The organism is Jiella sp. M17.18, assembly GCF_041027365.1.
In the GTDB taxonomy this organism is placed as follows: domain Bacteria; phylum Pseudomonadota; class Alphaproteobacteria; order Rhizobiales; family Rhizobiaceae; genus VKMB-3413.
Genome location: NZ_JBFTEH010000009.1, coordinates 84453 through 110689, shown reverse-complemented (window position 1 = coordinate 110689; position 26237 = coordinate 84453). Strand labels below are relative to the sequence as shown.

General features: G+C 69.4%; 29 protein-coding genes, 1 other RNA gene and 1 riboswitch. Of the genes, 16 read left to right on the top strand and 14 right to left on the bottom strand.

The features are described from left to right. Positions 1-51: 51 nt before the first annotated feature. On the bottom strand, positions 52-696 hold the full coding sequence (locus AB5S17_RS17020; protein WP_369241527.1) for a LysE family translocator: 645 nt from the start codon (positions 694-696) through the stop codon (positions 52-54). Positions 697-860: 164 nt separating this feature from the next. On the opposite strand from AB5S17_RS17020, the gene bchI reads away from it, so the two are divergent. The 3 genes from bchI (at position 861) to bchO (ending at position 4827) form a co-directional block, all read left to right on the top strand. Further along, a complete protein-coding gene (gene bchI / locus AB5S17_RS17015; RefSeq protein WP_369241525.1) occupies positions 861-1886 on the top strand; it encodes a magnesium chelatase ATPase subunit I in 1026 nt (341 codons plus the stop codon). Positions 1887-2017: 131 nt separating this feature from the next. Further along, the gene (locus tag AB5S17_RS17010; protein WP_369241523.1) at positions 2018-3898 is read left to right on the top strand and encodes a magnesium chelatase subunit D; all 1881 of its coding nucleotides are present in this window, start codon (positions 2018-2020) and stop codon (positions 3896-3898) included. Next, the gene (gene bchO / locus AB5S17_RS17005) at positions 3895-4827 is read left to right on the top strand and encodes an alpha/beta fold hydrolase BchO (protein ID WP_369241521.1); all 933 of its coding nucleotides are present in this window, start codon (positions 3895-3897) and stop codon (positions 4825-4827) included. Before AB5S17_RS17010 ends, bchO begins: the two co-directional genes overlap by 4 nt. Here the strand turns inward: bchO and AB5S17_RS17000 are convergent. Beyond that, positions 4766-5257, bottom strand: a complete 492-nt coding sequence (locus AB5S17_RS17000; protein WP_369241519.1) for a TspO/MBR family protein — start codon at positions 5255-5257, stop codon at positions 4766-4768. The genes bchO and AB5S17_RS17000 overlap by 62 nt on opposite strands. Before the next feature lie 78 nt (positions 5258-5335). Between AB5S17_RS17000 and AB5S17_RS16995 the strand changes: the two genes are divergently transcribed. Continuing rightward, positions 5336-5830 carry a lysozyme inhibitor LprI family protein gene (locus AB5S17_RS16995; RefSeq protein WP_369241517.1) on the top strand — a complete coding sequence of 165 codons (495 nt, stop codon included), beginning with the start codon at positions 5336-5338 and terminating at the stop codon, positions 5828-5830. 42 nt (positions 5831-5872) lie between these two features. On the opposite strand, the gene phnL is transcribed toward AB5S17_RS16995, so the two are convergent. Further along, positions 5873-6583, bottom strand: coding sequence for a phosphonate C-P lyase system protein PhnL (gene phnL, locus AB5S17_RS16990; RefSeq protein WP_369241515.1), 711 nt, complete (start codon positions 6581-6583; stop codon positions 5873-5875). A gap of 4 nt (positions 6584-6587) precedes the next feature. Then, complete coding sequence (phnK, locus tag AB5S17_RS16985; protein ID WP_369241513.1) at positions 6588-7361, bottom strand: phosphonate C-P lyase system protein PhnK; 774 nt, start codon at positions 7359-7361, stop codon at positions 6588-6590. 69 nt (positions 7362-7430) lie between these two features. On the opposite strand from phnK, the gene AB5S17_RS16980 reads away from it, so the two are divergent. Continuing rightward, on the top strand, positions 7431-7742 hold the full coding sequence (locus tag AB5S17_RS16980; RefSeq protein WP_369241670.1) for a BrnT family toxin: 312 nt from the start codon (positions 7431-7433) through the stop codon (positions 7740-7742). Further along, positions 7675-8028, top strand: a complete 354-nt coding sequence (locus tag AB5S17_RS16975; RefSeq protein ID WP_369241511.1) for a BrnA antitoxin family protein — start codon at positions 7675-7677, stop codon at positions 8026-8028. Before AB5S17_RS16980 ends, AB5S17_RS16975 begins: the two co-directional genes overlap by 68 nt. Positions 8029-8077: 49 nt before the next feature. Here the strand turns inward: AB5S17_RS16975 and AB5S17_RS16970 are convergent, their stop codons facing one another. The 4 genes from AB5S17_RS16970 to phnG are packed head-to-tail and all read right to left on the bottom strand — an operon-like array spanning position 8078 to position 11161. Beyond that, positions 8078-8953: an alpha-D-ribose 1-methylphosphonate 5-phosphate C-P-lyase PhnJ gene (locus tag AB5S17_RS16970; protein ID WP_369241509.1), complete on the bottom strand. Its 876-nt coding sequence runs from the start codon at positions 8951-8953 to the stop codon at positions 8078-8080. Continuing rightward, positions 8950-10065 (bottom strand): carbon-phosphorus lyase complex subunit PhnI, encoded by a 1116-nt coding sequence (locus AB5S17_RS16965; RefSeq protein ID WP_369241507.1) that lies wholly within the window; start codon positions 10063-10065, stop codon positions 8950-8952. The genes AB5S17_RS16970 and AB5S17_RS16965 overlap by 4 nt, the downstream gene beginning before the upstream one ends. 5 nt (positions 10066-10070) lie before the next feature. Continuing rightward, the gene (gene phnH / locus AB5S17_RS16960; RefSeq protein WP_369241505.1) at positions 10071-10688 is read right to left on the bottom strand and encodes a phosphonate C-P lyase system protein PhnH; all 618 of its coding nucleotides are present in this window, start codon (positions 10686-10688) and stop codon (positions 10071-10073) included. After that, on the bottom strand, positions 10688-11161 hold the full coding sequence (phnG, locus tag AB5S17_RS16955; RefSeq protein ID WP_369241503.1) for a phosphonate C-P lyase system protein PhnG: 474 nt from the start codon (positions 11159-11161) through the stop codon (positions 10688-10690). The genes phnH and phnG overlap by 1 nt, the downstream gene beginning before the upstream one ends. 111 nt (positions 11162-11272) lie before the next feature. Between phnG and phnF the strand changes: the two genes are divergently transcribed. Continuing rightward, positions 11273-11986, top strand: coding sequence for a phosphonate metabolism transcriptional regulator PhnF (gene phnF, locus AB5S17_RS16950; protein ID WP_369241501.1), 714 nt, complete (start codon positions 11273-11275; stop codon positions 11984-11986). 58 nt (positions 11987-12044) lie between these two features. Here phnF and AB5S17_RS16945 read toward each other — a convergent pair whose 3' ends face one another. The 3 genes from AB5S17_RS16945 to AB5S17_RS16935 form a co-directional block, all read right to left on the bottom strand. Next, positions 12045-13088, bottom strand: coding sequence for a hypothetical protein (locus tag AB5S17_RS16945; RefSeq protein WP_369241499.1), 1044 nt, complete (start codon positions 13086-13088; stop codon positions 12045-12047). Between the two features lie 127 nt (positions 13089-13215). Next, a complete protein-coding gene (locus tag AB5S17_RS16940) occupies positions 13216-14115 on the bottom strand; it encodes a CehA/McbA family metallohydrolase (RefSeq protein ID WP_369241497.1) in 900 nt (299 codons plus the stop codon). A 239-nt stretch (positions 14116-14354) separates the two neighbouring features. After that, positions 14355-14924, bottom strand: coding sequence for a GcrA family cell cycle regulator (locus tag AB5S17_RS16935; RefSeq protein WP_369241495.1), 570 nt, complete (start codon positions 14922-14924; stop codon positions 14355-14357). A 384-nt stretch (positions 14925-15308) separates the two neighbouring features. Between AB5S17_RS16935 and AB5S17_RS16930 the strand changes: the two genes are divergently transcribed. The 5 genes from AB5S17_RS16930 to AB5S17_RS16910 all read left to right on the top strand — a co-directional run bounded on the left by AB5S17_RS16930 (position 15309) and on the right by AB5S17_RS16910 (position 19309). Beyond that, positions 15309-16523, top strand: a complete 1215-nt coding sequence (locus AB5S17_RS16930; protein WP_369241493.1) for an aspartate aminotransferase family protein — start codon at positions 15309-15311, stop codon at positions 16521-16523. 13 nt (positions 16524-16536) lie between these two features. Continuing rightward, positions 16537-17490, top strand: a complete 954-nt coding sequence (gene argF / locus AB5S17_RS16925; protein WP_369241490.1) for an ornithine carbamoyltransferase — start codon at positions 16537-16539, stop codon at positions 17488-17490. Then, positions 17483-18505: an Hsp33 family molecular chaperone gene (locus tag AB5S17_RS16920; protein WP_369241488.1), complete on the top strand. Its 1023-nt coding sequence runs from the start codon at positions 17483-17485 to the stop codon at positions 18503-18505. Before argF ends, AB5S17_RS16920 begins: the two co-directional genes overlap by 8 nt. Positions 18506-18647: 142 nt before the next feature. Then, a complete protein-coding gene (locus AB5S17_RS16915) occupies positions 18648-18947 on the top strand; it encodes a nucleotidyltransferase family protein (protein WP_369241486.1) in 300 nt (99 codons plus the stop codon). After that, positions 18947-19309 carry a DUF86 domain-containing protein gene (locus AB5S17_RS16910; RefSeq protein WP_369241484.1) on the top strand — a complete coding sequence of 121 codons (363 nt, stop codon included), beginning with the start codon at positions 18947-18949 and terminating at the stop codon, positions 19307-19309. The genes AB5S17_RS16915 and AB5S17_RS16910 overlap by 1 nt, the downstream gene beginning before the upstream one ends. 13 nt (positions 19310-19322) lie before the next feature. Here the strand turns inward: AB5S17_RS16910 and apaG are convergent, their stop codons facing one another. After that, positions 19323-19715 (bottom strand): Co2+/Mg2+ efflux protein ApaG, encoded by a 393-nt coding sequence (gene apaG, locus AB5S17_RS16905; protein ID WP_369241482.1) that lies wholly within the window; start codon positions 19713-19715, stop codon positions 19323-19325. A 101-nt stretch (positions 19716-19816) separates the two neighbouring features. Here apaG and AB5S17_RS16900 point away from each other — a divergent pair, with 101 nt between their 5' ends. Beyond that, a complete protein-coding gene (locus AB5S17_RS16900; RefSeq protein ID WP_369241480.1) occupies positions 19817-20422 on the top strand; it encodes a CDP-alcohol phosphatidyltransferase family protein in 606 nt (201 codons plus the stop codon). 92 nt (positions 20423-20514) lie between these two features. Here the strand turns inward: AB5S17_RS16900 and AB5S17_RS16895 are convergent, their stop codons facing one another. Further along, complete coding sequence (locus tag AB5S17_RS16895; RefSeq protein ID WP_369241478.1) at positions 20515-21711, bottom strand: O-succinylhomoserine sulfhydrylase; 1197 nt, start codon at positions 21709-21711, stop codon at positions 20515-20517. Between the two features lie 57 nt (positions 21712-21768). Then, positions 21769-21846, bottom strand: a riboswitch (SAM riboswitch). Positions 21847-21923: 77 nt separating this feature from the next. Here AB5S17_RS16895 and AB5S17_RS16890 point away from each other — a divergent pair. Continuing rightward, positions 21924-23009, top strand: coding sequence for a 2'-deoxycytidine 5'-triphosphate deaminase (locus AB5S17_RS16890; RefSeq protein WP_369241668.1), 1086 nt, complete (start codon positions 21924-21926; stop codon positions 23007-23009). 132 nt (positions 23010-23141) lie between these two features. Here AB5S17_RS16890 and AB5S17_RS16885 read toward each other — a convergent pair whose 3' ends face one another. Continuing rightward, positions 23142-24371, bottom strand: a complete 1230-nt coding sequence (locus AB5S17_RS16885; RefSeq protein WP_369241476.1) for an EAL domain-containing protein — start codon at positions 24369-24371, stop codon at positions 23142-23144. 219 nt (positions 24372-24590) lie between these two features. Here AB5S17_RS16885 and AB5S17_RS16880 point away from each other — a divergent pair, with 219 nt between their 5' ends. Together AB5S17_RS16880 and ssrS are read left to right on the top strand one after the other, a co-directional pair. Then, on the top strand, positions 24591-25856 hold the full coding sequence (locus tag AB5S17_RS16880; RefSeq protein ID WP_369241474.1) for a PAS domain-containing protein: 1266 nt from the start codon (positions 24591-24593) through the stop codon (positions 25854-25856). Between the two features lie 115 nt (positions 25857-25971). After that, a non-coding RNA gene (ssrS, locus tag AB5S17_RS16875) (6S RNA) lies at positions 25972-26128 on the top strand. Positions 26129-26237: the final 109 nt, after the last annotated feature.

Sequence of the window (26237 nt, the reverse complement as noted above, 5' to 3'; positions counted from 1 at the left end):
GTGAGGCCGGTCGCCGGACCGGAGGACCTTCCGACGAGACGGTCACGACGGTCACCGCCCCTGCGTCGTCAGGATCTTGATTGCGAAGGCGGAGAACACGCCGGCAAAGACGTAGTCGATCATCCGGGTGATCTTCGGCCGGCGCCGCAGCGCCGCGGCGAGCTTGTCGGCGGCAAAGATCATCGCGATGACGAAGGGCGTCGCGAAGGCGATGAAGTAGACGCCGAGGAAGAACAGCTTGCCCGCCGCGTTCGGATCGCCGGCATGGATGAACTGCGGCAGGAAGGTCACGAAGAACAGGATGATCTTCGGATTGGTGAGGTTGATGCCGATGCCGGTCGCCCAGCTCGCTCGGAGCGACCGCGCCTTCTGCCCGCCCTTGGCGTCGAGCTTGAAGGTCGATCCGGAGCGGATCGCCTGAACCGCCAGAAAGATCAGATAGCCGGCGCCGCAGACCTTCAGCACCAGGAACGCCTCCGGCGAGGCGGCGATCAGCGCGGAGAGGCCGAGCGCGGCGAGGCTCGTATGAATCAGCGAGCCGGTGGACGCACCGGCATAGGCGGCAAAGCCCGCCGCCCGTCCTTCCGCCAGCGTCCGGCCCAGAAACAGCGTCATGTCGGGGCCCGGCGTGATCGTCAGCACGAAGCAGGCGAGCGAGAAGGCGAGGAAGGTCGGAAGGTCGGGCAGGAAGGTCATGACCAATTATACGAAGCCGCCGGCGGCCGCCATAGTCCGGGAGCCGTGACCGAGGACTCGGCTGCGGTCGCCGCGCGCCCGGCCATCCTCCGGCCGGCAGCCTGTGGGCCCATGTGTCAAGCTGCGGCTTCTCATCGGCTGTCAAACCGGCTAGCCTCACGCCCATGAGGATCGCCTTTCCCTTTTCCGCCATCGTCGGGCAGGACCAGATGAAGCTGGCCCTGACGCTCGCCGCCGTCGACCCGTCGATCGGCGGCGTTCTCGTCTTCGGCGACCGCGGCACCGGCAAGTCCACCGCGGTGCGCGCACTGGCGGCGGTTCTGCCGCAGATGCGGGCGGCGGACTGCGCCTATCGCTGCGACCCCGCCCGGCCCGAGGAGGCCTGCGAGACCTGCCGCGCCCGGCTGGATTCGGGCGAGGCGATCGACGATCGGACCGTCCCCGTCCCGGTGGTCGACCTGCCGCTGGGAGCGACCGAGGACCGTATCGTCGGCTCGCTCGACCTCGAGCGCGCGCTCGCCGCCGGCGAGAAACGCTACGAGCCGGGCCTGCTGGCGCGCGCCCATCGCGGCTTCCTCTATATCGACGAGATCAATCTCCTCGAGGACCATCTCGTCGACCTCCTCCTCGACGTCGCGGCGTCGGGCGAGAACGTCGTCGAGCGCGAGGGCCTGTCGGTGCGCCATCCCGCCCGCTTCGTCCTCATCGGTAGCGGCAATCCGGAAGAGGGGGAGTTGCGGCCGCAGCTTCTCGACCGCTTCGGCCTCTCCGTGGAGGTGACGACGCCGACCGACCTTCCGACCCGCATCGCGGTGGTGAAGCGGCGCGACGCCTTCGAGCGCGACCCGGCCGGCTTTTCCGCAACCTACGCGGCCGAGAATGGCGCCGTGCGGGACGCGATCCTCACCGCGCGTGACCGGCTCGGCGATGTCGGGGTTCCCGACGCGACGCTGGAGAAGGCGGCGCAGCTGTCGATCCGGCTCGGCACCGACGGTCTGCGCGGCGAGCTGACGCTGATGCGGGCCGCCCGGGCGCTCGCGGCGCTGGACGGCGATGCGGTCGTCGAATGGACGCATCTCGCCCGCCTCGCGCCGCTGGCGCTGTCACACCGGCTCCGCCGCGATCCCCTCGACGAGGCGGGCACGGCGACGCGTGTCGAGCGGGCGATCGGCGAACTCGAGGCGGCGTGACCGGCCCCCGCCAAGCCGCGGCATCACCGCCCTCGCGTCGGGGCGCAGGGCCCGCGCCGCTGGCCCCTGTCCTAACCGGAACCGGCGCGGTGGCCGGGTTCGGGGGAGCCGGATCCGCAGCGGGCGACGCGATGGCGTCCGATGGCCGCACCGAAGCCGCGGTCACGGCCGCCGATCGCTGGCAGGAGGCAGTCGCCGCTCTCGCGCTCTTTGCCGTCGATCCCTCGCTCGGGCTGCGGCTCCACGCCCGCGCCGGCTTCGTGCGCGAGGCGGCGCTCGCCCTGCTGAAGACCCTTCTGCCGGCGGACATCCCGTTCCGGCGCATGCCGGCCGGGATCGGCGACGCCGCGCTCGTCGGCGGTCTCGATCTCGCCGCATCGCTCGACGCCGGCCGGCCGGTCGCCGAGCGCGGCCTGCTCGCCTCCTGCGACGGCGGCGTGCTGGTCGCCGCGATGGCCGAGCGCCTGCCCCCGGGGACGGCGGCCGTGCTCGCCGACACGCTGGACACCGGCGCCGTGCGGCTGGAGCGCGACGGTCTGTCGGCTAAGACGCCGGCGCGGCTCGGCATCCTCGCCCTCGACGAGGGCATGGAGGACGACGAGGCGCCGCCGCCCGCGCTCGCCGAGCGGCTGGGCCTCTGGGTCGACCTGGAGGGCGCCGATCCGCGCGGCATGGGCGACGAGGCACCGGCGGCCGAAGCGGTCTTCGCGGCGCGGCGGCGGCTTACCACGATCGCCGTCGACGATGATGCCGTGATGCTGCTCTGCCAGGCGGCGGCGGCCTTCGGCATCGCCTCGCTGCGGGTGCCGTCCCAGGCGCTGAAGGCCGCCCGGGCGGCAGCCGCGCTCGCGGCGCGCGACCAAGTCGCCGAAGCGGACCTCGACTGCGCCATCCGCCACGTCCTCCTGCCCCGGGCGACGCGGATGCCGGCGGGGCCGGACGAGCGCGACGAGCCGCAGGAGCCGGACCGGGAGAGCGAGGCGCCGCAGGACGCCGCGCCGCCCGAAGCGGGCGCGCAGGGGGACGCGCCGCAGGACGACGACGTGACGTCGGCGGACGGGCCCGATGACGTCACCGTCGCGGCGTCGGACGTTGCGCTCCCCGCGGACCTGCTCGACCGGCTGTCCGCACTGATGGCAGCCTCGCCTTCAGCCCATCGCGGCGCCGGCCGATCCGGGTCGTCGGCCAACAAGGCCCGTCGCGGCCGGATCGTCGGCACGCGCGAGGGCGATCCGCGGCGCGAGCGGCTGGACCTCGCCGCGACGCTGCGATCCGCCGCGCCCTGGCAGCCTCTGCGCCGACGGGAGGCGGGCAGAGCGCCCGCCGAGGCCCCAGCCGGTGCGTCCAAGGCCGCCGCGAGCGGCCGCATCCTCGTGCGCTCGTCCGACATCCGCGTCCGGCGCTATCGCGGCAAGGCCGAGACCGCGACGATCTTTGCGGTCGACGCCTCGGGCTCGGCGGCGCTCGCCCGTCTTGCCGAGGCCAAGGGCGCGGTCGAGCGCATCCTCGCCGAATGCTACGTCCGGCGCGAGCGCGTCGCGCTGGTCGCCTTCCGCGGCACGAAGGCCGACGTGCTGCTGCCCGAGACGAAGTCGCTGACCCGGGCGAAGCGCAGCCTCGCCGCCTTCCCGGCCGGCGGCGGCACACCGCTCGCCAGCGGCATCGCGGCGGCGCTGGCCCTGGCGCGAACATCGGCGAGAGACGGCCGCCGCCCGCTGATTGCGCTCCTCACCGACGGGCGCGCCAATATCGCCCGGGACGGTGCGGCCGGGCGCCCGGCGGCGCAGGCCGACGCGCTGGCCGCGGCAAGGGCCGTGCGCGCCGCGGGCATCGCGGCGCTGCTCGTCGATGTCGGCCAGCGACAGGGATCTGCCGCGCGCGAGCTCGCGGTCGCCATGGGAGCGACCTATCTGGCGCTGCCGCGGGCGGATTCGCAGGCGCTGTCGGATGCTGTCGGCGCGGCCTCGCGAGAGGCGTCCGGCTCGGCACGCCATACGGCCGCAGCGCGATGAGCCGGCCGCTGGAGTGGGCGCGCGACGGGCGGGACTGGCCGCACCGGGAGGCCAGCCGCTTCGTGTCGGCAGGGGGCACCAGCTTCCACGTCCAGATCCTCGGCGCCGGCGAGCCGCTGCTCCTTCTCCACGGCACCGGCGCCTCCACCCATTCCTTCCGCGACCTCGCGCCCCTTCTCGCCGCGGATTACCGCGTGGTGATGCTGGACCTGCCCTCCCACGGCTTCTCCGGCCGTCCGCGCTGGCGCCAGCCCTCGATCGCGGGGATGCGCGACCTCGTTGCCGAGGTGTTGGACCAGCTGGAGATCGCGCCGGCCTACGCCGCCGGGCATTCGGCCGGCGCCGCCGTGCTGTTGCGCATGGCGATCGACGGGCGGATCGCGCCGAAGCGCATCGTCTCGCTGAACGGCGCGCTGCTGCCGTTCCCGGGCGTTGCGGCGCATCTCTTCCCGGGCCTTGCCAAGCTGCTCTTCCTCAACCCCCTGGCGCCGCGCTTCTTTTCCTGGAGGGCGCGGCATGGCGATGCGGTGGCGCGGCTGATGGAGAGCACGGGCTCGACGATCTCGCGGGAGGGCCTTGCCTTTTACGAGCGGCTGCTCGCGAGCCCCGCGCATGTCGAGGGCGCGCTGTCGATGATGGCGAACTGGGACCTCGAAGGCCTGAGGCGCGACCTGCCGCGCCTGTGTGTGCCGCTGACCCTCGTCACCGGCACGCGCGACAGGGCGATCCCGCCGGAGGTGTCAGAGCGCGTGGCGCGGATGGTCGCGGATGCCTCCGTCGTCAGCCTGCCCGGCCTCGGCCATCTCGCCCATGAGGAGGCGCCGGACCGGGTGGCGGACGTGATGCGGGAGGCGTTCGCGCAAGGCCTCAGCCGATCGCTTCCTGCTGCCGGAACCGGCCCGGATTGCGCCGCCAGACCGAGTAGTTGAGGCAGGCGGCGATGCAGGCCCAGACGAGATAGGGCACGAGCAGCCAGGCCGCGACGGCGTCGATCGGCGCGAACAGGGCGATGTTGGCGGCGATCGCCAGCGCCATCAGGATCACGTCGGCAAACGCGATGTCCGGCCGGCGCATGCCGAAGAAGAATGCCGACCAGGCCGCATTGAGAACCAGCTGCAGCGCGTAGACCGCGAAGGGCAGGCCGACGAGGCCTGCCGTCCCGTAGACCCGCCAGCCGGCGACCGCGATCATCACGTAGAGCGCCGACCAGACGACCGGAAAGGCCCAGTTCGGCGGCGTCCAGCCCGGCTTGTCGAGCGTCTGGTACCACGGCCCCGGCTTGAACACCGCGCCGCTCATCGCCACGGCGAGGACAAGGGCGAGGAAGACGACGAAGCTGACGATCGAGGCGATGCTCATGACGAAGATTCCCGTTGCGCGGGTGGCGTGGCGCATGGCCTAGTGGGCCAGCCGTTCCGGCTGGAGGAGATCCCCGACATGCGCCGACAGTGCCTGACCTTATCGCTGCTCGCCCTGTTTGCCCATCCCGCCCTGGCGGCCGACACGGCCAAGGGCGATCTCCGCACGGTGAAGGCCTGCCTCGCCAAGGCCGGCGACGACCCGGCCTCCTGCATCGGCGTCGTCGCGAACCCTTGCGAGGAGACGCCGGACGGGCAGACGACGCCCGGCATCGACGAGTGCCTCGGCCGCGAGCAGGCGGCCTGGGACGTCATCCTGAACGAGAATTACAAGGCCTCGCTCGCCGACGCGAAGGATCTCGACAAGCGTCTCAAGGACGAGCAGGGCACCGAGCCGAGCGCCGCCGCGGCGCTCCTGAAGGCGCAGCGCGCCTGGCTCGCCTATCGCGACGCGGAATGCGACCGGATCTTCGAGATCAACAAGGAAGGCACGATCCGCACCAACGCCGCGTCGGCCTGCCAGAACGATCTGACGGCGAACCGCGCGATCGCGCTGCGGCCCGACCAGATGTGAGCCGGCGCGGCCGCAGCCGGACGCTGCGGTGCAGCGGTCCGCTCAGGCCGCCCTGCGCGCCGAAAAGGCGCTGACGTCGACGATGCGCGTCGCGATGCGGGCGCGCACCGCGTCGTCGTGGAAGATGCCGAGGATCGCCGTCCCCGCCGCCATCTTCGCCTCGATCATATCGCAGACGACGTCGCGATTTTCCGCGTCGAGCGAGGCGGTCGGCTCGTCGAGCAAAAGGATCGGATGGTCGGTGATGAAGCCGCGGGCGATGTTCACCCGCTGCTTCTCGCCGCCTGAGAAGGTCGCCGGCGGAAGCTCGAAGAGCGCCTCCGGCAGGTTCAGCCGCGCCAGCAGTTCGCGCGCCCGCTCGCGCGCGTCGGCGGGGCCAACGCCGCGCGAGAGCAGCGGCTCGGCGACGACATCGATCGCCGGGACCCGCGGGATCGCCCGCAGGAACTGGCTGACATAGCCGATGCGGGTCTTGCGCAGGTCGATGACGGTGCGCGGATCGGCGCCGGCGAGGTCGGTGGTCTGACCACTCTCGGGGTCGGTCAGGAGGATCGCCCCGGCGTCGACGGCATAGTTGCCGTAGATCATCCGAAGGATCGACGACTTGCCGACCCCCGACGCGCCGCCGAGGACGACGCATTCGCCCCCCGCAACGTGGAAGGAGACGTTCGCCACCACCGGCAGCCGGACGCTGCCGCGCAGATGCATGGTGAAGGACTTCTCGACGCCGCGGACGGAAAGGAGGGGAGACATCGGATCAGACCTCCGGGATCGAGGCGACGAGGAGCTGGGTATAGGCGTGGTGCGGGTCGTCGAGGATGCGATCGGTGAGGCCTTCCTCGATGACCCGGCCGTCCTTCATCACGATCATGCGCTGCGACAGGAGGCGCGCGACGGCGAGGTCGTGGGTGACGATCACCACCGACAGCCCCATTTCGGAGACCAGCGTCCGGATCAGGTCGAGGAGCCGTGCCTGCACCGAGACGTCGAGGCCGCCGGTCGGCTCGTCCATGAAGACCAGGCGCGGCCGCGTCACGAGGTTGCGGGCGATCTGCAGGCGCTGGCGCATGCCGCCGGAGAAGGCGACCGGCCGGTCGTCGATCCGGTCCGCCTGGATCTCGACGCGGTCGAGCCAGTCGAGCGCGGTGTCGCGGATGTTGCCGTAGTGGCGCTCGCCGACCGCCATCAGCCGCTCGCCGACATTGGCGCCGGCCGAGACCCGCATCCTGAGGCCGTCGCTTGCCTGCTGATGGACGAAGCCCCAGTCGGTGCGCATCAGGAAGCGCCGCTCGGCCTCCGAGAGGTCGGCGAGGTCGCGCACCGCGCCGTCCCGGAAGGTGTAGGCGACCGATCCGGAGGTGGCATCGAGGCGCGCCGAGATGCAGTTGAGCAGCGTCGTCTTGCCCGATCCGGACTCGCCGACCACCGCCAGCACCTCGCCGGGATAGACGTCGAAGGACACGGCCTCGCAGCCGATGCGTGCGCCATAGCGCTTGGTGAGGCCGCGGACGGTGAGGAGGGGGGTGGTCATCGGGCAAAGTCCCAACGGCGGTGAGGAGTCGAACGGTTGCAGCGTTCGCAGCCTGTGGTAGCGTCACGCATGACGCAAAAGCGCATCTTCGAGTGGCATGAGGCGAAGGCTCAGGAAAATCTCCGTCGTGGTCGTCCACCGTTCGAAGATGCCCTGGAATTCAGCTTCGCGACTGCGATTTTTCGCGAAGACACGCGCGCGGACTATGGCGAGGTACGAATTCAGGCCATCGGCTACATTGCTGAGCGCCTCCACGTTCTCATCTATACCGAGCGAGGCGACACAATTCGCGTCATATCCCTTCGCAAGGCCAATGACCGAGAGGTTCGGCGCTATGATCGTGAGACAGCAAGCCGTCATAAGGACGCAACCGACCGCTGAGGACTGGGCGGATGCGCGCCGCAAGACGAGCAAGACTCTGGAGGAGATGACTCCGGAAGAAGACGCAGCCATCACGGCCGATGCGCTCAGCGATCCGGACAATCCGCCAGTCGACGACAACGCCGAGTTCATGAGTTGGGACGAGATGCAGGCGCGGCTCAAGAGCCGCACGCGGGTTGCGGTCGACCGTGACGTCGTTGAGCGCTTCCGCCGCGCCGGCGACGACTGGGAGGAGCGGATCAATGCCATTCTGCGCGAGGCTGCACCGACAGACGCGGCGGAGTGACGGCTAGGCAGTTGCGCGACTGCTGGATCCATAAGGTCTGCGGGCCGGTTCATTGCCCCGCCTCGACATCGTCCGCCCCCACAAACCCCATCTCCCGACGCTCCTCGCAATGATCCGTGTCCGAGCAGACGAACATCCGCCCGCCCCGGTCGTCCGTCACCACCTCGTCGAGATAGACGTCTTCCGCCCCGCAGAGCGCGCAGGGGCGGTCGAAGGCCTGTACGGCGAAGGGGTGGTCCTCGAAGTCGAGCGAGACGACGTCGGTATAGGGTGGCAGCGCGTAGATGCGTTTCTCGCGGCCGGCGCCGAAGAGCTGCAGCGCCGGGGAGCGGTGCAGCTTCGGATTGTCGAACTTCGGGATCGGCGACGGGTCCATGACGTAGCGCCCCTCGACCTTGACGGGATAGGCATAGGTCGTGGCGATGTGGCCGTGGCGGGCGATGTCCTCGTAGAGCTTCACATGCATCAGCCCGTATTCGCTCAGGCTGTGCATCACCCGCGTCTCGGTCTCGCGCGGCTCGAGGAAGCGCAAGGGTTCCGGGATCGGCACCTGGAAGACGAGGGTCTGGCCCTCCTTCAACGGCGTCTCCGGGATCCGGTGCCGGGTCTGGATGATCGTCGCCTCGGTGGTCTTCGTCGTCGTCGCGACACCAGCGGTCTTGGCGAAGAAGGCGCGGATCGACACCGCGTTGGTGGTGTCGTCGGCGCCCTGGTCGATCACCTTGAGCACGTCGTGCGGCCCGATGATCGACGCCGTCACCTGCACGCCGCCGGTGCCCCAGCCATAGGGCATCGGCATCTCGCGGGAGGCGAACGGCACCTGGTAGCCGGGGATCGCGATCGCCTTCAGGATGGCGCGGCGGATCATCCGCTTGGTCTGCTCGTCGAGATAGGCGAAGTTGTAGCTGGGCAGGGCGGCGGTCATTCGGCGGCGTCCCGTTCTTTCGCATCCTCGTCCGCGGCATCGGTCGCTCGCGCCTTCTGCTCCCGCCGCATCCGCCTGACGAGATCCAGCTCGGCCTGGAAGTCGACGTAATGCGGCAGCTTCAGGTGCTCGACGAAGCCCGTCGCCTGGACATTGTCGGAGTGGGCGATGACGAATTCCTCGTCCTGCGCCGGGGCGGTGCGCTCCTCGCCGAACTCGTCGGCCCGCAGCGCCCGGTCGACAAGGCTCATCGCCATCGCCTTCCGCTCCGACTGCCCGAAGACCAGGCCGTAGCCGCGGGTGAACTGCGGCGGCTCCTTGGCCGAACCCTGGAACTGGTTGACCATCTGGCACTCGGTCAGGCGCACACGGCCGATCGTCACCGGAAACCCCACCTCCGGCATCTCCACCTCGACATCGACCATGCCGATCCGGACCTCGCCGACGAAGGGATGGGTGCGGCCATAGCCGCGCTGGGTGGAATAGGCGAGCGCCAGCAGGAAGCCCTCGTCGCCGCGCGACAAAGCCTGCAGGCGCAGGTCCCGGTCGGCCGGGAAGTCGAGCGGCTCGCGGGTGAGGTCGCCGGGCGCCTCGCTGTCCGCCGACTTGTCCGGCTCGATCAGCCCCTCATGGCCGAGGATGTCGGTGACACGGGGGCAGGACTCGCCCGGCCAGTCCCGCCGCGCGCCGTCCTCGACCGGCTCGTCGCCGGCCATGGCCGGGTCGATCAGCCGGTGGGTGTAGTCGAAGGTCGGACCGAGCAGCTGGCCGCCCGGCATGTCCTTGTAGGTCGCCGAGACGCGCCGCTCGATGCGCATGCGGCCGGTGTCGACGGGCAGCGACGTGCCGAAGCGCGGCAGCGTGGTGCGATAGGCGCGGATCAGGAAGATCGCCTCGATCAGGTCGCCCCGCGACTGCCGGACGGCCATGGCGGCGAGTTCCGGATCGTAGAGCGAGCCCTCCGCCATGGCCCGGTCGACGGCAAGCGCCAGCTGCCCGGCGATCTGCTCCAGGGTGAGGGCGGGCACCGAGCGGTCGCCACGGCGCCGGTCGGCGAGCAGACGATGCGCATTGGCGATGGCGGTCTCGCCACCTTTGACGGCCACATACATCGGCGTCAGGCCTCCTCGATCCGGGTGGTGCGGGGGAGGGCGAGCGCTCGGCTGCCGGCGCAGAGGATCATGTCGATTCCGCGGGGAAACTTCGCGCAGTTGGACCGCCAGTCCGCCAGGAAACCGGCGGGCAGGCCCTGCGGCGCGATCGTGGCGGTGGTCTCGATGCCGGGGCCGGCAAGGGTGAGGCCCGCGTCGCCGGTCAGGCTCGGCAGGCAGAGGATCAGCGTCGTCGAGCGGTCGGGATAGGCGTCCGTGCCGAGCGCGAACCGGCCGAGCGGCGGCATCGCCCGGGGATCGCAGATCAGGGCATAGCGGCCGTCCGCCGGCTCGGCCACGACGGGCGCGCCGGTGTGGAAGCCGAGCCAGGCGGCCATCGCCCCGCCGGCCGCCGCTTCGTCGAGAAACACCGGCGTGTCGGCGTCGGCGAGCGTCGCCAGCACCGCGCCCGCCGCCTCCGGCACCGGTCGCGGCGGCTGGGTGCGGCCGGCAAGGTCGACGATCGTGCCGGGCCGGGCGAAGGCGTTCATGACGGCCGAAAACACCGCCTGCGCGTCGAAAACGGGATCGGCGAAGCCGCCGGTCAGGGCTGCGTCGCCCGCAAGGTGCGATGTGTCCGCCATCAGTCGTCGCCCCTGACCATGGTGAAGAAATCGACGCGCGTCGCCTCGGTCTCCTCGGCGGCCTTTCGATCCGCTTCGGCCTGCGCGGCAAGGGCCGGCACGATGACGTCGGCTTCGATCGCCTCCCGCCAGTCCGGCCGCTGCCAGCCGGCGTCGAACAGCGCGGCAAGCCGGGCGTGGTCGAGGTCGCGACCGAGCACCATGGCGTGGCCGACCTCGCCGGTCGCCAGACGCACGCTGGCGCGCGCGACGCTCGCCTCGCCGAGATTGAACGGCGCCCCGCCGCCGCCGATCCGCCCGCGCAGCATCACCAGCCCCGCCTCCGGCCCGCGCAGCATCGCGGCCTGGGTATCGCCGGCGAGCCGGGTCCAGGCCGCGGCGAGGGCAGCCGGATCGGCCGCGGCGAAGGCCTCCATCGCCCGGCGCCGGCCGCGCGCAGCGTCCTCCGCCGCATGTTCGAGATGATCCGCCATGATTAGTCTACTTGATTAGACAACTAGATCTGATACGACAGACATAGCCCGGCGCCGATGACGCGACAATGACGTCTGCGAAAAAAGCCGGGCGATGCGGAAGGAGAGGCGATGAGCCAGAGCGCGGACGGGATCGCCCGCTGGCGCCGCGTGGCGGACGAGATCCGGGAGATGATCGGTGGGGGCCTAGAGAAGCTGCCGGTGGAGACCGAACTCGCCGCCCGCTTCGGCGTCAACCGCCATACCGTGCGCCGGGCACTGGCGGCGCTCGCCGCCGAAGGGCTGGTGCGCTCCGAGCGCGGGCGCGGCACCTTCGTGGAGCGCCTGCCGGAGCGGCTCGTCTACCCCGTCGGGGCGCGCACGCGCTTCACCGAGAACGTCTCGCGTCTCGCCCGCCAGCCGGCCGGACGGCTCATTGCGGCAACGCGCGAGGCGGCGGACGGCCAGCTGGCGCGGGAGCTGAGCTTGCGTCCCGGTGCGCCTCTGCACCGGCTGGAGACGCTGCACGTCGCCGACGCGATTCCCCTGTCGGTCGGCACCGCCTGGTTTCCGGCGGAGCGCTTCCCGAACATCGTCGCCGCCTATGCGGAGACCGGCTCGGTGACGAAGGCGCTCGCCGCCCATGGTGTCGACGACTACCGCCGCCACCAGACCCGGATCGGCGCCGAAAGAGTCGGCCGGGCCGATGCCGCGCACCTCGCCTGCCCGGCGGACGGCATCGTCCTGGTGACGGAATCGGCGAACTACGATCCTAAGGACGTGCCGATCCAGTTCTCGCGCAGCCGCTTCCTGGCCGACCGCGTCGAACTCCTGATCGACAGCTGAGCGGCAGAGTGAGCCGCAGCGCGCCGGACGAAGCGGATCGTCCGGCGCCTTCGGGCGATTACAGGCTCGCCTTGGCGTTCGCCTGGACGATCATCGGGTGGAAGGTGAACACGTCGCGCGAGTTCGGGTCGACGTCGACCTTCACCCAATGGACGTTAGGGCTGCCGAACGTCTCGACGCGGGTGAAATTCGCCAGCAGGTGGGTGGCGTTGATCAGCGGCTTGTCGATCTTGAAGTAGTGCGTGTCGCCATGGACCAGCACGACCTGGCCGTCGAAGGCCTTGGTCTGCTCGGTCAGGGCGTCGAGAAGGTTGGCGTAGCCGTCATAGCCGGGCAGGCGGCTCTCATCGGTGTCTTCCGTCTCCGGAAGATCGAAGCCCATGTCGGCCTGGATGACGATCATGATGCCCTTGTCGCCCTCGGCCTTGGCCTTGTCGAAGGCCTGCCGCAGCCAGTCGATGTTCGCCTTGTCGCGCTCGCGGTATTCGGCGTTGTCGGCTTCGCACTGCGCGGGCGTGCGGGCGCTCTTGTGCGTGCAGCTCTTCTCGCCGTCGACCTTGTTGTTGTTGCTGCCGGGCACGTTCAGGCCGACGAACATCGCGCCGCCCTTGGAGAAGCGGACGTTCTCGGCGAATTTCTTGCCGGGCTCGCCCTGATGCTCCGGGGTCAGCGTCGTCTTGCCGAAGCTTTCGGGCCTGGCGAACATCACCTGGCGCAGATGGTCGAGCCGCTCGAGGTTGTCGTAGCCGCCATTGTTGGTGCGGTGGCAGTCGGTCCACTCGTTGTCGCCGGGGACGTAGATCACCGGCTTGTCCAGGCTGTCGAACATCTTCGCCGCGTCCTCGTAGCTGGCGTCGGTGCACTTCGAGGAGCCGTCCTTGGTGTCGCCGTCATAGATCGAAAAGGCGATCTCCGAGGCGTTCATGTCGGCGATGAGCGCCGGGATCTTCGGCCCGTCCTTCGCCTTGGCATAGGGCATGTCGCCCCACAGGCCGACGGAATAGCCGGCGTCGGCGGCGAAGGCGGGAACGCAGGCGGCGCCGGCGAGGGCGACTGCCGCGACGGCGAGCCGCAGCCTCGCCGCGATGATGGTCGATGTCATGATGGTCTCCTGTGAGCATGGGCGTGGATGGACGCCGCAACTGCCCTATGGGAACATCATGTCAGGCATGCCACAGCCGAGCCGGGGCTGTCATCTCGCCGACAGGCTTTGGACAGGTTCGCAGCTCTCAAAGCCAGAGCGGGTTCGACCAAGCGCGGCGGCCGCCGGCATCGGTGACGACGACGCGGCACCAGTCGCCGGCCAAGCGGGTAAGGTCGATCTCCGCCTCGGTCAGGTCGCTGCCGACGACATCGACGGCGCGCGAGCCGCGCCCGACGACCGCGACGACGCTGACCGGCGAACAGGCGACGCGCAACCGGCCGCCCTCGACGGCGAGCCCCGCGATCTCCGGGCCCTGGGACGAGTAGAACCGCCCGGCCTTCATCGCCGCCAGAAGTGTTTCCGGCTCGTTCTCCTCGGCCTTGACCATCATCCAGCCGCCGAAGCCGTCGGCGATCCTAAAGTGCGCGTCGTCGGCGGCATAGGCGGCGAGCCGATGGCCGTCGTTCAGCAGCATGTCGAGGAAATAGCCGCTGTCGCCGCGGTCGCATTCGATCGCGCAGCCGGTGTTCCAGATCTCCACGGCATGGGCGAGGCCCGCCATCTGCCGGCCGTCCTCGATCGACAGCGACGACCAGTTGGGATGGGCGATGCCGAGGAAGGCGCCGGCCTCCACCGCGCGCCGCGCCAGCGCGACCGCATCCTCGTCCGGCTCCAGCGGCGCGAAGTCGTCGGGCAGGCCGCAGGCGAGGAGATGCCAGATCTCGCCATGGCTGTTCTGCGGCGCGTGGATTTCGGCGCCGAGGATCGTCGTCATCCGGTTGCTGCGCAGCTCCCGCGTGTCGGTGACGGGGAAGCCGAAGCGCTCCAGGAAGTGGTCGGAGAGGCAGAGGAAGTCGTAGCCGGCCTCCGCATAGGCGCGGCAGACGGCGTCCGGCGACAGCGCACCGTCGGAACGATCGGAATGGGTGTGGATGTTGCCGCGAAAGAAGCGGCCGGGGGCGGAGAAGGCGTCGCGTCCGGGCATTGAAGTGGGACTCCGTGCATGCGGATGGGGGCAGTCGCGGCGGAGCCGAGGGCGTCCGGGCGAGCGGTCGCCTCGGCTATGGCAAAGCTCCGCGTCGCTTCGATGACGGACGGTTCATGCGGCGGCAAGCCTGAGCCGATGTCGGTCCGCCGCAGGGGCGGATAGCAAAAGCCGCCGCGAACCGGAGCGCGCGACGGCTGGATGGAGCCCGCTTCGCAGCGGGAGCGTGGCGTGGCGCCTCAGCGCACGCGCCGCCGCTCCACCGCCTGGAAGGCGAGCTTGGCGTGATAGGTGCAGTAGGGCGAGGCGTCGCCTGAATGGTTGCCGCAGAAATGGAAGTCCGGCTGCAGGGGATCGCCGACCGGCCACTTGCAGGTGCGGTCGTTGAGCTGGACGAGGGTCAGCTTGCGCGCGATCGGCACGACCTCGCCGCTCTGGCGCTGCGGCTCGGCGTCGGCCTCGGTCTCGAACTCCGGCTCCATCTCGACCTTCAGCGCCGTCGCGCCGACGCTGCGCGGCATCGCGGGGCGCACCATGGTGGGCGCCGGCTGCGAGGCGACGACGCGCGGCATGGCGACCTCGACGACCTCTTCGCGCACGGTCTCGGCGACGACCGGCTGCGCCTGCGGCACCGGCTGGGGAGCGGCGACGCCGGGCGTCCTTGCCCGCGACTCCAGCTTCAGGCGATGTACCTTGCCTATGACCGCATTCCGGCTGACGCCGCCGAGCCGATCGGCGATCTGGCTGGCGCTGAGGCCTTCGGTCCACAACTGCTTCAACAGGGCGATGCGTTCGTCGGTCCAGCCCATGGACGAGCTCCTTCTGAGATGGCGGCCGGACGGAATCCTTCGGCCCCGCGCATCCAGGGCACGGGACAGGCACACAACATCTAGGGGTACACTAGGGTCCGCCGCTCGAAATCTAGTATCCGGCCCGAACATTAACGCATTGGCTGACTCTGTGACAAGAGTCAGTCGACCGGGCCAGAATCGCGCGCGAACTTTTCCCCAACCTTGTGGCACCGCGATTCGCGCCGGCAGCCGGGCACATTCCTTGCGCTTTCGTTGACACCTGGCGGCAACGGCGTGGTATAGCCATGGTTCCGAGACATCGGAGACTTCGACCAAAGCCTGCCCTGCGGCAGGCTTTGACGTTTCAGGAACCCGACGGGGATTGCCGAAAGAGCGACCATCATGCCCGAGACGACGCAAAATCATTCGCCGCTTTATCAGACCTATGCCCGCGCGCCGGTGGCGTTCGAGCGTGGGGAAGGCGTCTGGCTCGAGGCGACCGACGGGCGACGTTTCATGGACTTTTCCGGCGGCATCGCGGTGAACCTGCTCGGCCACGCCCATCCGCATCTCGTGGAGGCGCTGACGACGCAGGCCGGAAAGCTGTGGCACACCTCCAATCTCTTCGAGATTCCGGGGCAGCGCCGGCTCGCCGAGCGCCTGACGGCGGCGACCTTCGCCGACCGCGCCTTCTTCACCAATTCCGGTGCGGAAGCGCTGGAGGCGGCGATCAAGACCGCGCGGCGCTACCACTACGTCAACGGTGAGCCGGAGCGCTACCGCATCCTCACCTTCGAGGGCGCCTTCCACGGCCGCACGCTGGCCACCATCGCGGCCGGCGGCCAGGCGAAATATCTCGAGGGCTTCGGGCCCAAGACGCCCGGCTTCGACCAGCTGCCCTTCGGCGATCACGACGCCCTGCGCGAAGCGGCGGCCGGGCCCGAGGTCGCCGCCATCCTGATCGAGCCGATCCAGGGCGAGGGCGGCATCCGCTCGGTGCCGCTGCAGTGCCTGACCGGCCTGCGCGAGCTCTGCGACGAGCTCGGCATCCTCCTGATCTACGACGAGGTGCAGACGGGCGTCGGGCGCACCGGCAAGCTCTACGCCTACCAGCATTCGGGCGCCGCGCCGGACATCATGGCCTCCGCCAAGGGCATCGGCGGCGGCTTCCCGATGGGCGTGTGCCTGGCGACCGAAGAGGCGGCCAAGGGCATGACGCCCGGCACCCACGGCACGACCTATGGCGGCAATCCGCTCGCCATGGCGGTCGGCAACGCCGTGCTCGACATCGTGCTGGAGGACGGCTTCCTCGATCACGTGAACGAGGTTTCGCTTCAGTTCAAGCAGTCGCTGGCCTCGCTGGTCGACCGCTATCCGGACGTCCTGGAGGCGGTGCGCGGCCAGGGCCTCCTGATCGGGCTCAAGGCGAAGGTGCCGAACGGCGAACTCGTCGCGGCGCTGCGCGACAACGGGCTTCTCTCCGCACCGGCCGGCGACAACGTGGTGCGGCTGCTGCCGCCGCTCGTCGTCACCGCCGAGGAGGTGCGCGAGGGCATGAACCGGATCGAGGCCGCGGTCGAGGGTCTGTCCCTCGCCGGCCGGCGCAAGAGCGCGTAAGGAGCCCGATCCCATGACAGCTCCCAAGCACTTCCTCGACATCTCCGCCGTCGGGCGGGACGACCTGAAGGCGATCATCGCCGACGCGATCAGCCGCAAGGCGCTGGGGCGCGAGGGGCCGAAGCCGCTCGCCGGCAAGGTCCTGGCGATGATCTTCGACAAGCCCTCGACGCGCACCCGCGTCTCCTTCGACGTCGGCATGCGCCAACTCGGCGGAGAGACGCTGTTCCTCTCCGGCGCGGAGATGCAGCTCGGCCGCTCCGAGACCATCGCCGACACGGCGCGGGTCCTGTCGCGCTATGTCGACGCGATCATGATCCGCACCACCTCGCACGACCGGCTGATGGAGATGGCCGACCATGCGACCGTGCCGGTCATCAACGGGCTGACCGACGACACCCATCCCTGCCAGATCATGGCGGATCTGATGACCTTCCAGGAGAAGCGCGGGCCGGTGACCGGCAAGACCATCGCCTGGACCGGCGACGGCAACAACGTGCTCGCCTCCTTCGTCGAGGCATCCGCCCGTTTCGACTACGCGCTGAAGATCGCGACGCCCGAGGGCTCCGATCCCGACATGCGCTTCGTCGACTGGGCTCGCAAAGAGGGCGCCTCGATCCTAACTACCAGTGACCCGGTCGAAGCGGTGAGCGGCGCGGATCTCGTCGTCACCGACACCTGGGTCTCCATGGGCCGCGAGGATCAAGCCCGCGGCCACAACGTCTTCATGCCCTATCAGGTCAACGAACGCCTGATGGCGCACGCCAAGCCAGAGGCGCTCTTCATGCATTGTCTCCCGGCCCATCGCGGCGAGGAAGTGACCGATGCCGTCATCGACGGGCCGCAGTCGGTCGTCTTCGACGAGGCCGAAAACCGTCTTCATGCGCAAAAGTCGATCCTCGCCTGGTGCTTCGGCGCGATCGACGACGCCGCGCCGAACCTATCCGAGGGTGCCGTTCATGGCTGAGACGCCGCGCGCTCTCGGCGACATCGACCTCGCCGGCGACGATGCGGTCGTGCCCTTCGGGATCGAGGCGCTGGACGCGCGCGGCCGCGCCGTCCAGCTCGGCCCGATGCTCGACCAGATCCTCGGCCGCCACGACTATCCCGAGCCCGTCTCGCGCCTCCTGGCGGAGATGATCGTGCTGACCGTGCTGCTTGGCACGTCGCTGAAGTTCGAGGGCAAGTTCATCGCGCAGACGCAGACCGACGGGGCGGTCGACCTCCTGGTCGTCGACTTCTCGACGCCGTCGAGTGTGCGCGCCTATGCGCGCTACGACGAGGAGAAGCTCGCGGTGGCGGTCGATGCCGGCGCGACCACGCCCGAATCCCTCCTCGGCAACGGCATCCTGGCGCTGACCGTCGACCAGGGCGAGTACATGCAGCGCTACCAGGGCATCGTCGAACTCAACGGCGCCTCGATGGAAGAGGTGGCCGAGAGCTATTTCCGCCAGTCCGAGCAAATCCCGACGACGGTGAAGCTCGCCGTCGCCAAGATCGCCCGGCGCGGCGAGAAGGGCTTCGTCGAAAGCTGGCGGGCCGGTGGCCTGATCGCGCAGTTCCTGCCGGACTCGCCGGAACGCATGCGCATGCCGGACCTGCCGGGTGGCGACGCGCCGGAGGGCTCGGGCGACTTCGACGAGACCGACGAGATGGACGACGCCTGGCTCGAAGTCCGGGCTCTGGTCGACACGGTCGACGCCTCGGAACTGACCGATCCCGAGATCGGGGTCGAGCGGCTGCTCTACCGGCTGTTCCACGAGCGCGGCGTGCGGGTGTTTCCGGCCAACACGGTCCTCGACGACTGCTCCTGCTCGCGCGAGCGGATCAAGGACGTCCTGTCGAACTTCTCCGCCGAGGAGATCGACGAGAGCATCGAGGACGGGCGCATCCAGGTCACCTGCGAGTTCTGCGGCGAGGGCTACGAGTTCGACCCGGCGGAATTCGCGGCCGACGGCGACGACACGCATTCGCAGCACTGAGACGGCGGCGGCCGCGGATGGCCGCCGTGAACGGTCCGCCACCTCCCCGCGCTGCTGCGGCGCGCGGCGCGCGCCTTGATCCGTCCCCTCATCAGGCGCATTTTCATCCGAGCCGAGTGCGGAAACGTCGCGGGGGCTGCAGATGGACCGGGCCGAAGTCATTCGTCGCCTGAAGGCGTGTGAGCCGGAGTTGCGGGCGCTCGGCGTCGGCGCCCTGTATCTCTTCGGCTCCTACGCCCGTGACGAGGCGCGGTGGGATTCCGACATCGACGTGTTCGTCGATCCGGCAGATGCGGAGTTCGCCCGGTTCGACCGCTTCATGGGCGCTTACAACGCGATCGGCGACGCGTTGCCCGGCCGCGACATCGGTTATGGAACGCGGGCGGGGCTTTCGAAGTACATCCGCTCGGCCGCCGAGCGGGAAGCGGTCCGAGTCTTCTGATGGCGGCCTCGAAGACGCCTCTCGTGCGCCTGTTTCACATTCGCGACGAATGCGAAGGCGTTGCGCGCTTCATCGCCGGGTCCAGCCTTGAGGAGTTGGAGGGCGACTACATCAAGCGCAGGGCAACGGAACGCGCCATCGGAATCATCTCGGAAGCTGCCGCGGCCTTGCCGAGAGATCTCACGGATCGGTATCTCGAGATCGACTGGCGGGCGATCCGCGGCATGGGAAACGTTCTCCGACACGAATACCAGCATGTCGAGACGCCGGTTCTGCTGGACGTGGTGCGCCACCATCTGCCGGTTCTGGCCGCCACGGTCGCGCGGATGATCGCCGATCAGGAGCGATCGCCGAAACCGTGAAGCGCCCGCTCGCTCAGTTCAGCACCCGCGTCTCGGCCGGGACGTCCAGCGAGAAGGCCGGGATCTCCACCTCGAAGAACCCGCCGCCCGTCGCCTGCATCCGGTAGTGGCCGCGCATGAAGCCGGAGGGCGTGCCGAGCGGGCAGCCGGAGGTGTAGGTGAAGCTGTCGCCCGGCTTCAGCACCGGCTGCTCGCCCACGACGCCCGGCCCGCGCACCTCTTCGACATGGCCGTTGGCGTCGGTGATGTGCCAGTATCGTGATCTCAGTTGAACCGTGTCGCCGCTGCCGTTCTCGATCTCCACCGTGTAAGCCCAGACCCAGCGGCCGCGCTCGGGCTGCGACTGGTCCTGGAGAAAGGTCGGCCGGACGGTGACCGTGACCCCCTTCGTGATTGCCTGATACATGGCTGTTCGAGCGCCTGCCGGTTTGATGGGTGTAATAGAACGCCATTCGGGCGCGAAAGGTCAATTGGACCGGGCTTGATCGTGGCAAGACAGGAAATCGCGTGCTCGACAGCGTTCTGAGGAAGCGGATCGATCCGCCGGTCGAGCGTCTTGCGGCCGGTCTCGTCCGCCTCGGCGTCGGCGCCGACATGGTGACGGTGACCGGGTTCGTCATCGGCCTTGCCGCCGCAGTGGCGATCGCGCTCGATCAGCTGACGCTCGCCCTGTTCCTGATCCTCTTCTCCCGCCTCGCCGACGGACTCGACGGCGCCATCGCGCGGCAGACGGTGCCGAGCGACTTCGGCGGCTTCCTCGACATCACCTTCGACTTCGTCTTCTATGGCGCGATCCCCGTCGCCTTCGCGATCCTCGATCCCGGCGCCAACGCGCTCGCCGCCGCGATCCTCGTCGCCACCTTCTACGCCAACGGCGCCTCCGTCCTCGCCTTCGCGGTGATGGCGGAGAAGCGGGGCCTGGCCGAAGCGGGGCGGCCCGGCAAGTCGCTGCTGTTCACGACGGGGCTGGCGGAAGCCAGCGAGACGATCGCCGCCTTCGTCCTGTTCTGCCTGTTCCCGCAGTGGTTCCCCGTCATCGCCGCAGTCTTCGCCGCAATGACCGCCTGGACCTTCGTCTCGCGCGTCTGGCTCGCGGCGAAGACGTTCGGGTAGTCGGCGATCCCTTCTCCCGCCTGCGGGAGAAGGCCGCAGGCTGGCCCGCCGAGGCTTTATCTGCTCGCACGGCAGCGACTGAAACGGCCGCCTCACACCGCCGCCAGCGCCGCCTCGATGTCCTCGCCCAGATCGTCGGCGTCCTCCAGCCCGAGCGACAGGCGAAGCAGGCCGTCGCCGATGCCGAGTTCGGCTCGGGCCTCCGGCGAAAGGTTCTTGTGCGTCGTCGTCGCGGGATGGGTGATGAGGCTCTTGGCGTCGCCGAGATTGTTGGAGATCAGGATGATCTGCAGCGCGTTGGAGAAGCGGAAGGCGGCCTCCTTGCCGCCCTTCAGCTCGAGCGCGATGAGCGTCGAGCCGCCGGTCATCTGCTTCTTCGCGATCGCGGCGTCCGGATGGTCGGCGCGGCCGGGATAGAGCACCTTGGCGACCTTGCCGCTTTCCGCGAGGAGGTCGGCGATCCGCGCCGCGGTCCGCGTCTGCTGCGCGACGCGCAGGGGAAGCGTCTCCAGCCCTTTCAGCAGCGTCCACGCGTTGAACGGCGAGAGCGACGGGCCGGTGTGGCGGTGGTAGTCGTGGAAGAACTCGTCGATCCAGTCCTTCGAGGAGAGGACGATGCCCCCGAGGCAGCGTCCCTGGCCGTCGATATGCTTGGTCGCGGAGTAGACGACGACGTCGGCGCCGAGCTGCAGGGGCTTCTGGAACATCGGCGTGGCGAAGACATTGTCGACCACAACCCGGGCGCCCGCCGCATGAGCGATCTCCGCGACGGCTGCGATGTCGACGATCTCCAGCGTCGGATTGGCGGGCGTCTCGAAGAAGCACACCTTGGTTTCCGGACGGATCGCCGCGCGCCATTCGTCGAGGTTGCGTCCATCGATGATCGTCGAGGCGACGCCGGCGCGTCCGAGCACCGTCTCGATCACGTAGCGGCACGAGCCGAACATGGCGCGGGAGGCGACGATGTGGTCGCCGGCCTTCACCTGGCACTGCAGCGCGGCGGCGACCGCCGCCATGCCCGACGCCGTTCCGCGGGCGTCCTCGGCGCCTTCCAGCGCCATCATCCGCTCCTCGAACATGCGCGTCGTGGGGTTGGAATAGCGCGAATAGACGAAGCCGGGCTCCTCGCCCTTGAAGCGGGCCTCGGCGGCCTCGGACGTCTCGTAGACGAAGCCCTGCGTCAGGAACATCGCTTCCGACGTCTCGCCGAAGCCGGACCGGGCCGTGCCGCCGTGAACCATCGCCGTCGCCGGCCGCACCTTGCGCCGCTCGTCGCCCTGCTTCGCCATGTCGTCATCTCCGAACAACAAAAAACCGGCCGCGTCGCCGGGCCGGTTCGTCGAATGGTCATTCGTCAAACGGCCCTTTAGCGACTTGTTTAAAGTGGCTGCAAGCCGGCCGGCCAAATCACCACTGCGAGCTTTGCAAATAGACCCGATCCGGCTAGGCGTCAACAAACATGCGGGACAGCCCCGAGAGCCGGGAGAGACGAACGATGCAGCTGACGCGCGCAGGGATATTGCCGGACCGCGAGATCGCCGGCCTGTTCGACGAGAGCGCGATCCTCGCCGAGGCGCCGCGCGACGCCGACCAGATCCAGCCGGCGAGCCTCGATCTCAGGCTCGGCCCGGTCGCGTACCGGGTGCGCGCGAGCTTCCTGCCCGGGCCCGGCCAGTCGGTGGCGGACAAGCTGGCGCGGTTCTCGCTGCACGAGTTCCGGCTCGACGGCGGCGCCGTGCTGGAGACCGGCTGCGTCTATATCGTGCCGCTGCAGGAGCGCCTGGCGCTGCCCGAGGCCGTCAGGGCGACGGCCAATCCGAAGTCCTCGACCGGCCGGCTCGACATCTTCACCCGAGTTCTCACCGACGGCGCGCAGGAATTCGACAAGGTGCCGGCCGGCTACCGTGGCCCGCTCTACCTCGAAATCTCGCCGCGCACCTTCCCGGTCCTGGCGCGGCAGGGCTCGCGCCTGTCGCAGATCCGCTTCCGCACCGGCGAGCCGACGCTCTCGGAGGCCGAACTCGCCGAGCTCCATGCCCGCGAAGGCCTGACGACGGCGCCCGAGGCGAACATCTCCGGCGGCGGAATCGCGCTGTCGATCGACCTCGCCGGCGACAGCTCCGGCCTCGTCGGCTATCGCGGCAAGCGCCACACCGGCGTCATCGACCTCGACGACCGCGCCGCCTATCCGCTCGCCGAGTTCTGGGAGCCGATGCATCGGCGCGGCAGCGGCGAGATCGTGCTCGACCCGGACGAGTTCTACATCCTCGTCTCCAAGGAGGCGGTGCACGTGCCGCCTGCCTTCGCGGCCGAGATGACGCCCTTCGATCCGCTGGTCGGCGAGTTCCGGGTGCATTACGCCGGCTTCTTCGATCCGGGCTTCGGCCATTCGCCGGCCGGCGGGGCGGGGAGCCGCGCGGTGCTCGAGGTCAGGAGCCACGACGTGCCCTTCATCCTCGAGGACGGCCAGATCGTCGGCCGGCTCGTCTACGAGCGCATGACCGCCGTGCCGGAGCGGCTCTATGGCAGCGACCTGAAGTCGAACTATCAGGCGCAGGGACTGAAGCTGTCGAAGCATTTTCTCTGATCGGTTCCGCTGGCGCGGCCGGCTGGCCGGCGGACCGCCGATCACGCCCGACGGCCGGCGCATGCGGCCGCCTCCGAACTGGCCGGCGGAGCGGCGCGCCTCTCCCGCGTGAGGCGGATTCGCGCCCCGCGATCAGCGGCTTTCGGCCGCCGCGTCCCCGGCAGGCGAGAGCATCGCCAGTAGATCCGAAAACGGCATCGGACGGGCGAAGCGGAAGCCCTGTACCTTGTCGCAGCCGATCTCGGTGACCAGCCGCAGATCCTCCTCGTCCTCGATGCCCTCGGCGACGGTCGTGCAGCCGAGTTCGGCGCCGAGGGTGAGGACGCTCTTGCAGATCGCGAGCTTGGTGCTGTCGGAGGCGCAGCCGTGGACGAAGCTGCGGTCGAGCTTCAGCTCGGCGAACGGCAAGTCCCGCAGCCGGGCGAGCGAGGAGTAGCCGGCGCCGAAATCGTCGATGGAGAGTTCGACCGCGTAGAGCTTCAGCTGCAGCGCGACCTGGGCGACCGCCTTGAGGTTGGCCAGCGCCTCGTCTTCGGTGACCTCCAGGATCATGCCCGGCCACCAGCGCTCCCCGGAGACGTCGCGCACGAAGGCGGCGGGATCGGCCTCCGCGAGGAAGGAGGTGGGGACGTTGACCGAGAGTTTCAGCGGCGTCCCGCCGTCGGCCAGCGTCCGGCTGTCGGCGATCGCCTTCGGCAGCACGAAGGCGGTCAGGTCCAACAGGTCCTGCTGCGTCGCGCCGGTGAAGAGTTCGCCCGGCCCGACGATGGCGCCCTCTTCGGTGCGTCCGCGCACCAGCGCCTCGGCGCCGGTGAGCGCCTGGGTCGCCAGGGTGAAGGTCGGCTGGTACCAGACTTCCAGCCGGCCCTGCTGCAGCCCGTCGCGGACGGTCAGCCGCGACCGGGCCGCGACATCGCCGCCGGCCTGCCGGCGCTCGCGTGCAAGCGAGCGGCTGGCGAGCATCAGATCGACGGCGTGCAGCGCGTCGAGAATATCCGCCTCTTCCACCGGCTTCTTCAGCGCCGGCCCCATCCAGAGCCCGAGCTCGCTGCCGATCGCCGAGGCGTCGAGGAGGAAATCGAGCGGGCTGCCGCTGAGCAGGCAGACGATGCCCTCGTAGCGGGACAGCATGCTCTTGCGCATGATCTCGAAGGCGTCCGACCGGCCGAGCCGAATGTCGAGGAAGATCACCTGTGGGGCGAAGTCGTCGACCAGCGCCGGCAGGGCGACGTCGTCGGCGGCTGTGCGCGTCTCGATGCCGCGCTCCCTTAGCACGTCCTCGATCTGCGCGCAGATGAGGAACTCGTCGTCGATGACGACAGCGCGATGAACGAGGGGATCTTCGCGCGGGCTGAGAGGCATTTTCAGTCTCGAACTGGGGGCTGATCATGGGGAATGCGTGAAGCCGCTGGTTCCTGCAGGCCAAAACGCCTTGCAGGCTGCAGATTCCGCAATGGGAGGAAGCCGGCGGGCCGAGTAAGCCCTTTATAAACAGTACCATCGGCCCGATAGTACGTAAAGCTATGTTTTTTAAACCTTTGAATGACAACCTAGGGTCGGACCGTGAAAGGAGGCCGACTCATGGACCTGGCCGAGAAGGATCGACTGGCGAAGCTCGAGGCATTCAAGATCATGGGCACGGATCCCGAGCCTCAGTTCAACCGGCTCGCGCGCCTGGCGTCGCACGTGGTCGAGAATCCCATCTCCTGGATCTGCTTCCACGACACCGAACGTCAGTGGGTCAAGGCGCAGGACGGCGCGGAGATTCCGCTCGACATGCCCCGCGACCGGACCCTCTGCCGCCGGGTGGTTGACACGGCCGCCGGCTACCAGGTCGCCGATCTGGCCGAAGATCCGGGCAAGGCCGCCGCCTTCGTGATGGAGCGTTTCGGCCTGAGGTCCTATGTCGGGGTGCCGATCCTCGCGGACGGCTTCGCCATCGGCTCGGTCGCCGCGGCGGACTTCGAGGCCAAGCGCATCGACGCCGAGCGCGAGCGCATGCTGACGGACATCGCCGATCTGGTCATGACCGAGCTTCGCCTGCGCCGCTTCGAGGAGGCGAAGCGACCGCTCGCGACCGGGGAGCGCCGCTGGGGCGACAGCGGCAGTTCCGGCAAGCTGTTCCGCAGCCTCACGCGTGAGCATCTGCGCGTCCTGCAGGCGATCAACGACCCGATCATCGCCGTGAACCGGGCCGGCGAGATCGTCTTCGTCAATCCGGCCGCCGAGCGGATGCTGGCGCGGCCGGCGGGCAGCCTGGTCGGGCACTCCTTCGACCGGATCCGCCATCGGCCGGAGGGCGACGCCGCGGCCTGTCCGATCCGGAAGACCATGAAGGACGGGACCGAACGCATCATCCGCAACCAGCACTTCCTGCGCGGCGATGGGACCCCGTTCCCGGTCGAGATCGTGTCCTCGCCGATCCGTATCGGCGCCGAGGTCATGGGCACGATGGTGATCTGCCGCGATGCCTCCAAGGTCCAGGATCTGCAGGGCGTGAAGCTTCGGCAGGCGCTGAAGGAGATCGCCAAGCTGAAGCAGCAGATCGCCCGCTCCTCGGACGGGAGCCATGTGCCGGAGCTGCTCCCCTTCGAGCGGAACGCAGCGAACCTCAAGCCGCGCGTCCTGCGGGACCAGCAACTGGTCGAAGTCGCCTCCCATCTCCACGCCGCAGAGATCGAGCAGATCATGCGGGCGATGGCGCTGACCGGAAGCGTCATCGAGGGGCCGCTCGGGGCGGCCGCGGTGCTCGACATGCCGGCCCAGAATCTGCGCCGCAAGCTCGCGGCGATCGAGGCCGTCACCAAGCCCAAGCGCATCTCGCGCGTCGACCGCTGGACGGCCTGAGGCGGGCGAACGGCGCGAGGCGAAGCTTGCGCGGGGCAGGGGCGGAGAGCCTGTCCGCGGCGCGTGCGACGCAGACCCCTTCCGGTCGGCCCGATCCTCGCCTATATCTGGGTTCGGCGGGCTGCGCGGTGCGACAGGGGTAACATTTCCTCGGGGCCTTAGTCATTCCTTTGGGAGCTGTTCCTGACTCGGCTCGTGGGCCGGGACACACGGCGCCCACCTACTTTGTAGGTTCCCGGGATCGACTTCCCCATCGGCCGGGTGGCTCGCCAACCCTCCTCATCTTCGATCTGCTGCAGCCTCTGCGCCGGTGTGCCGGCGGTCGCAATGGTTCTTCCCGGGGCCCGGCCGGCGCTTGTGGTCCGGCGCGCGATGGTCCAA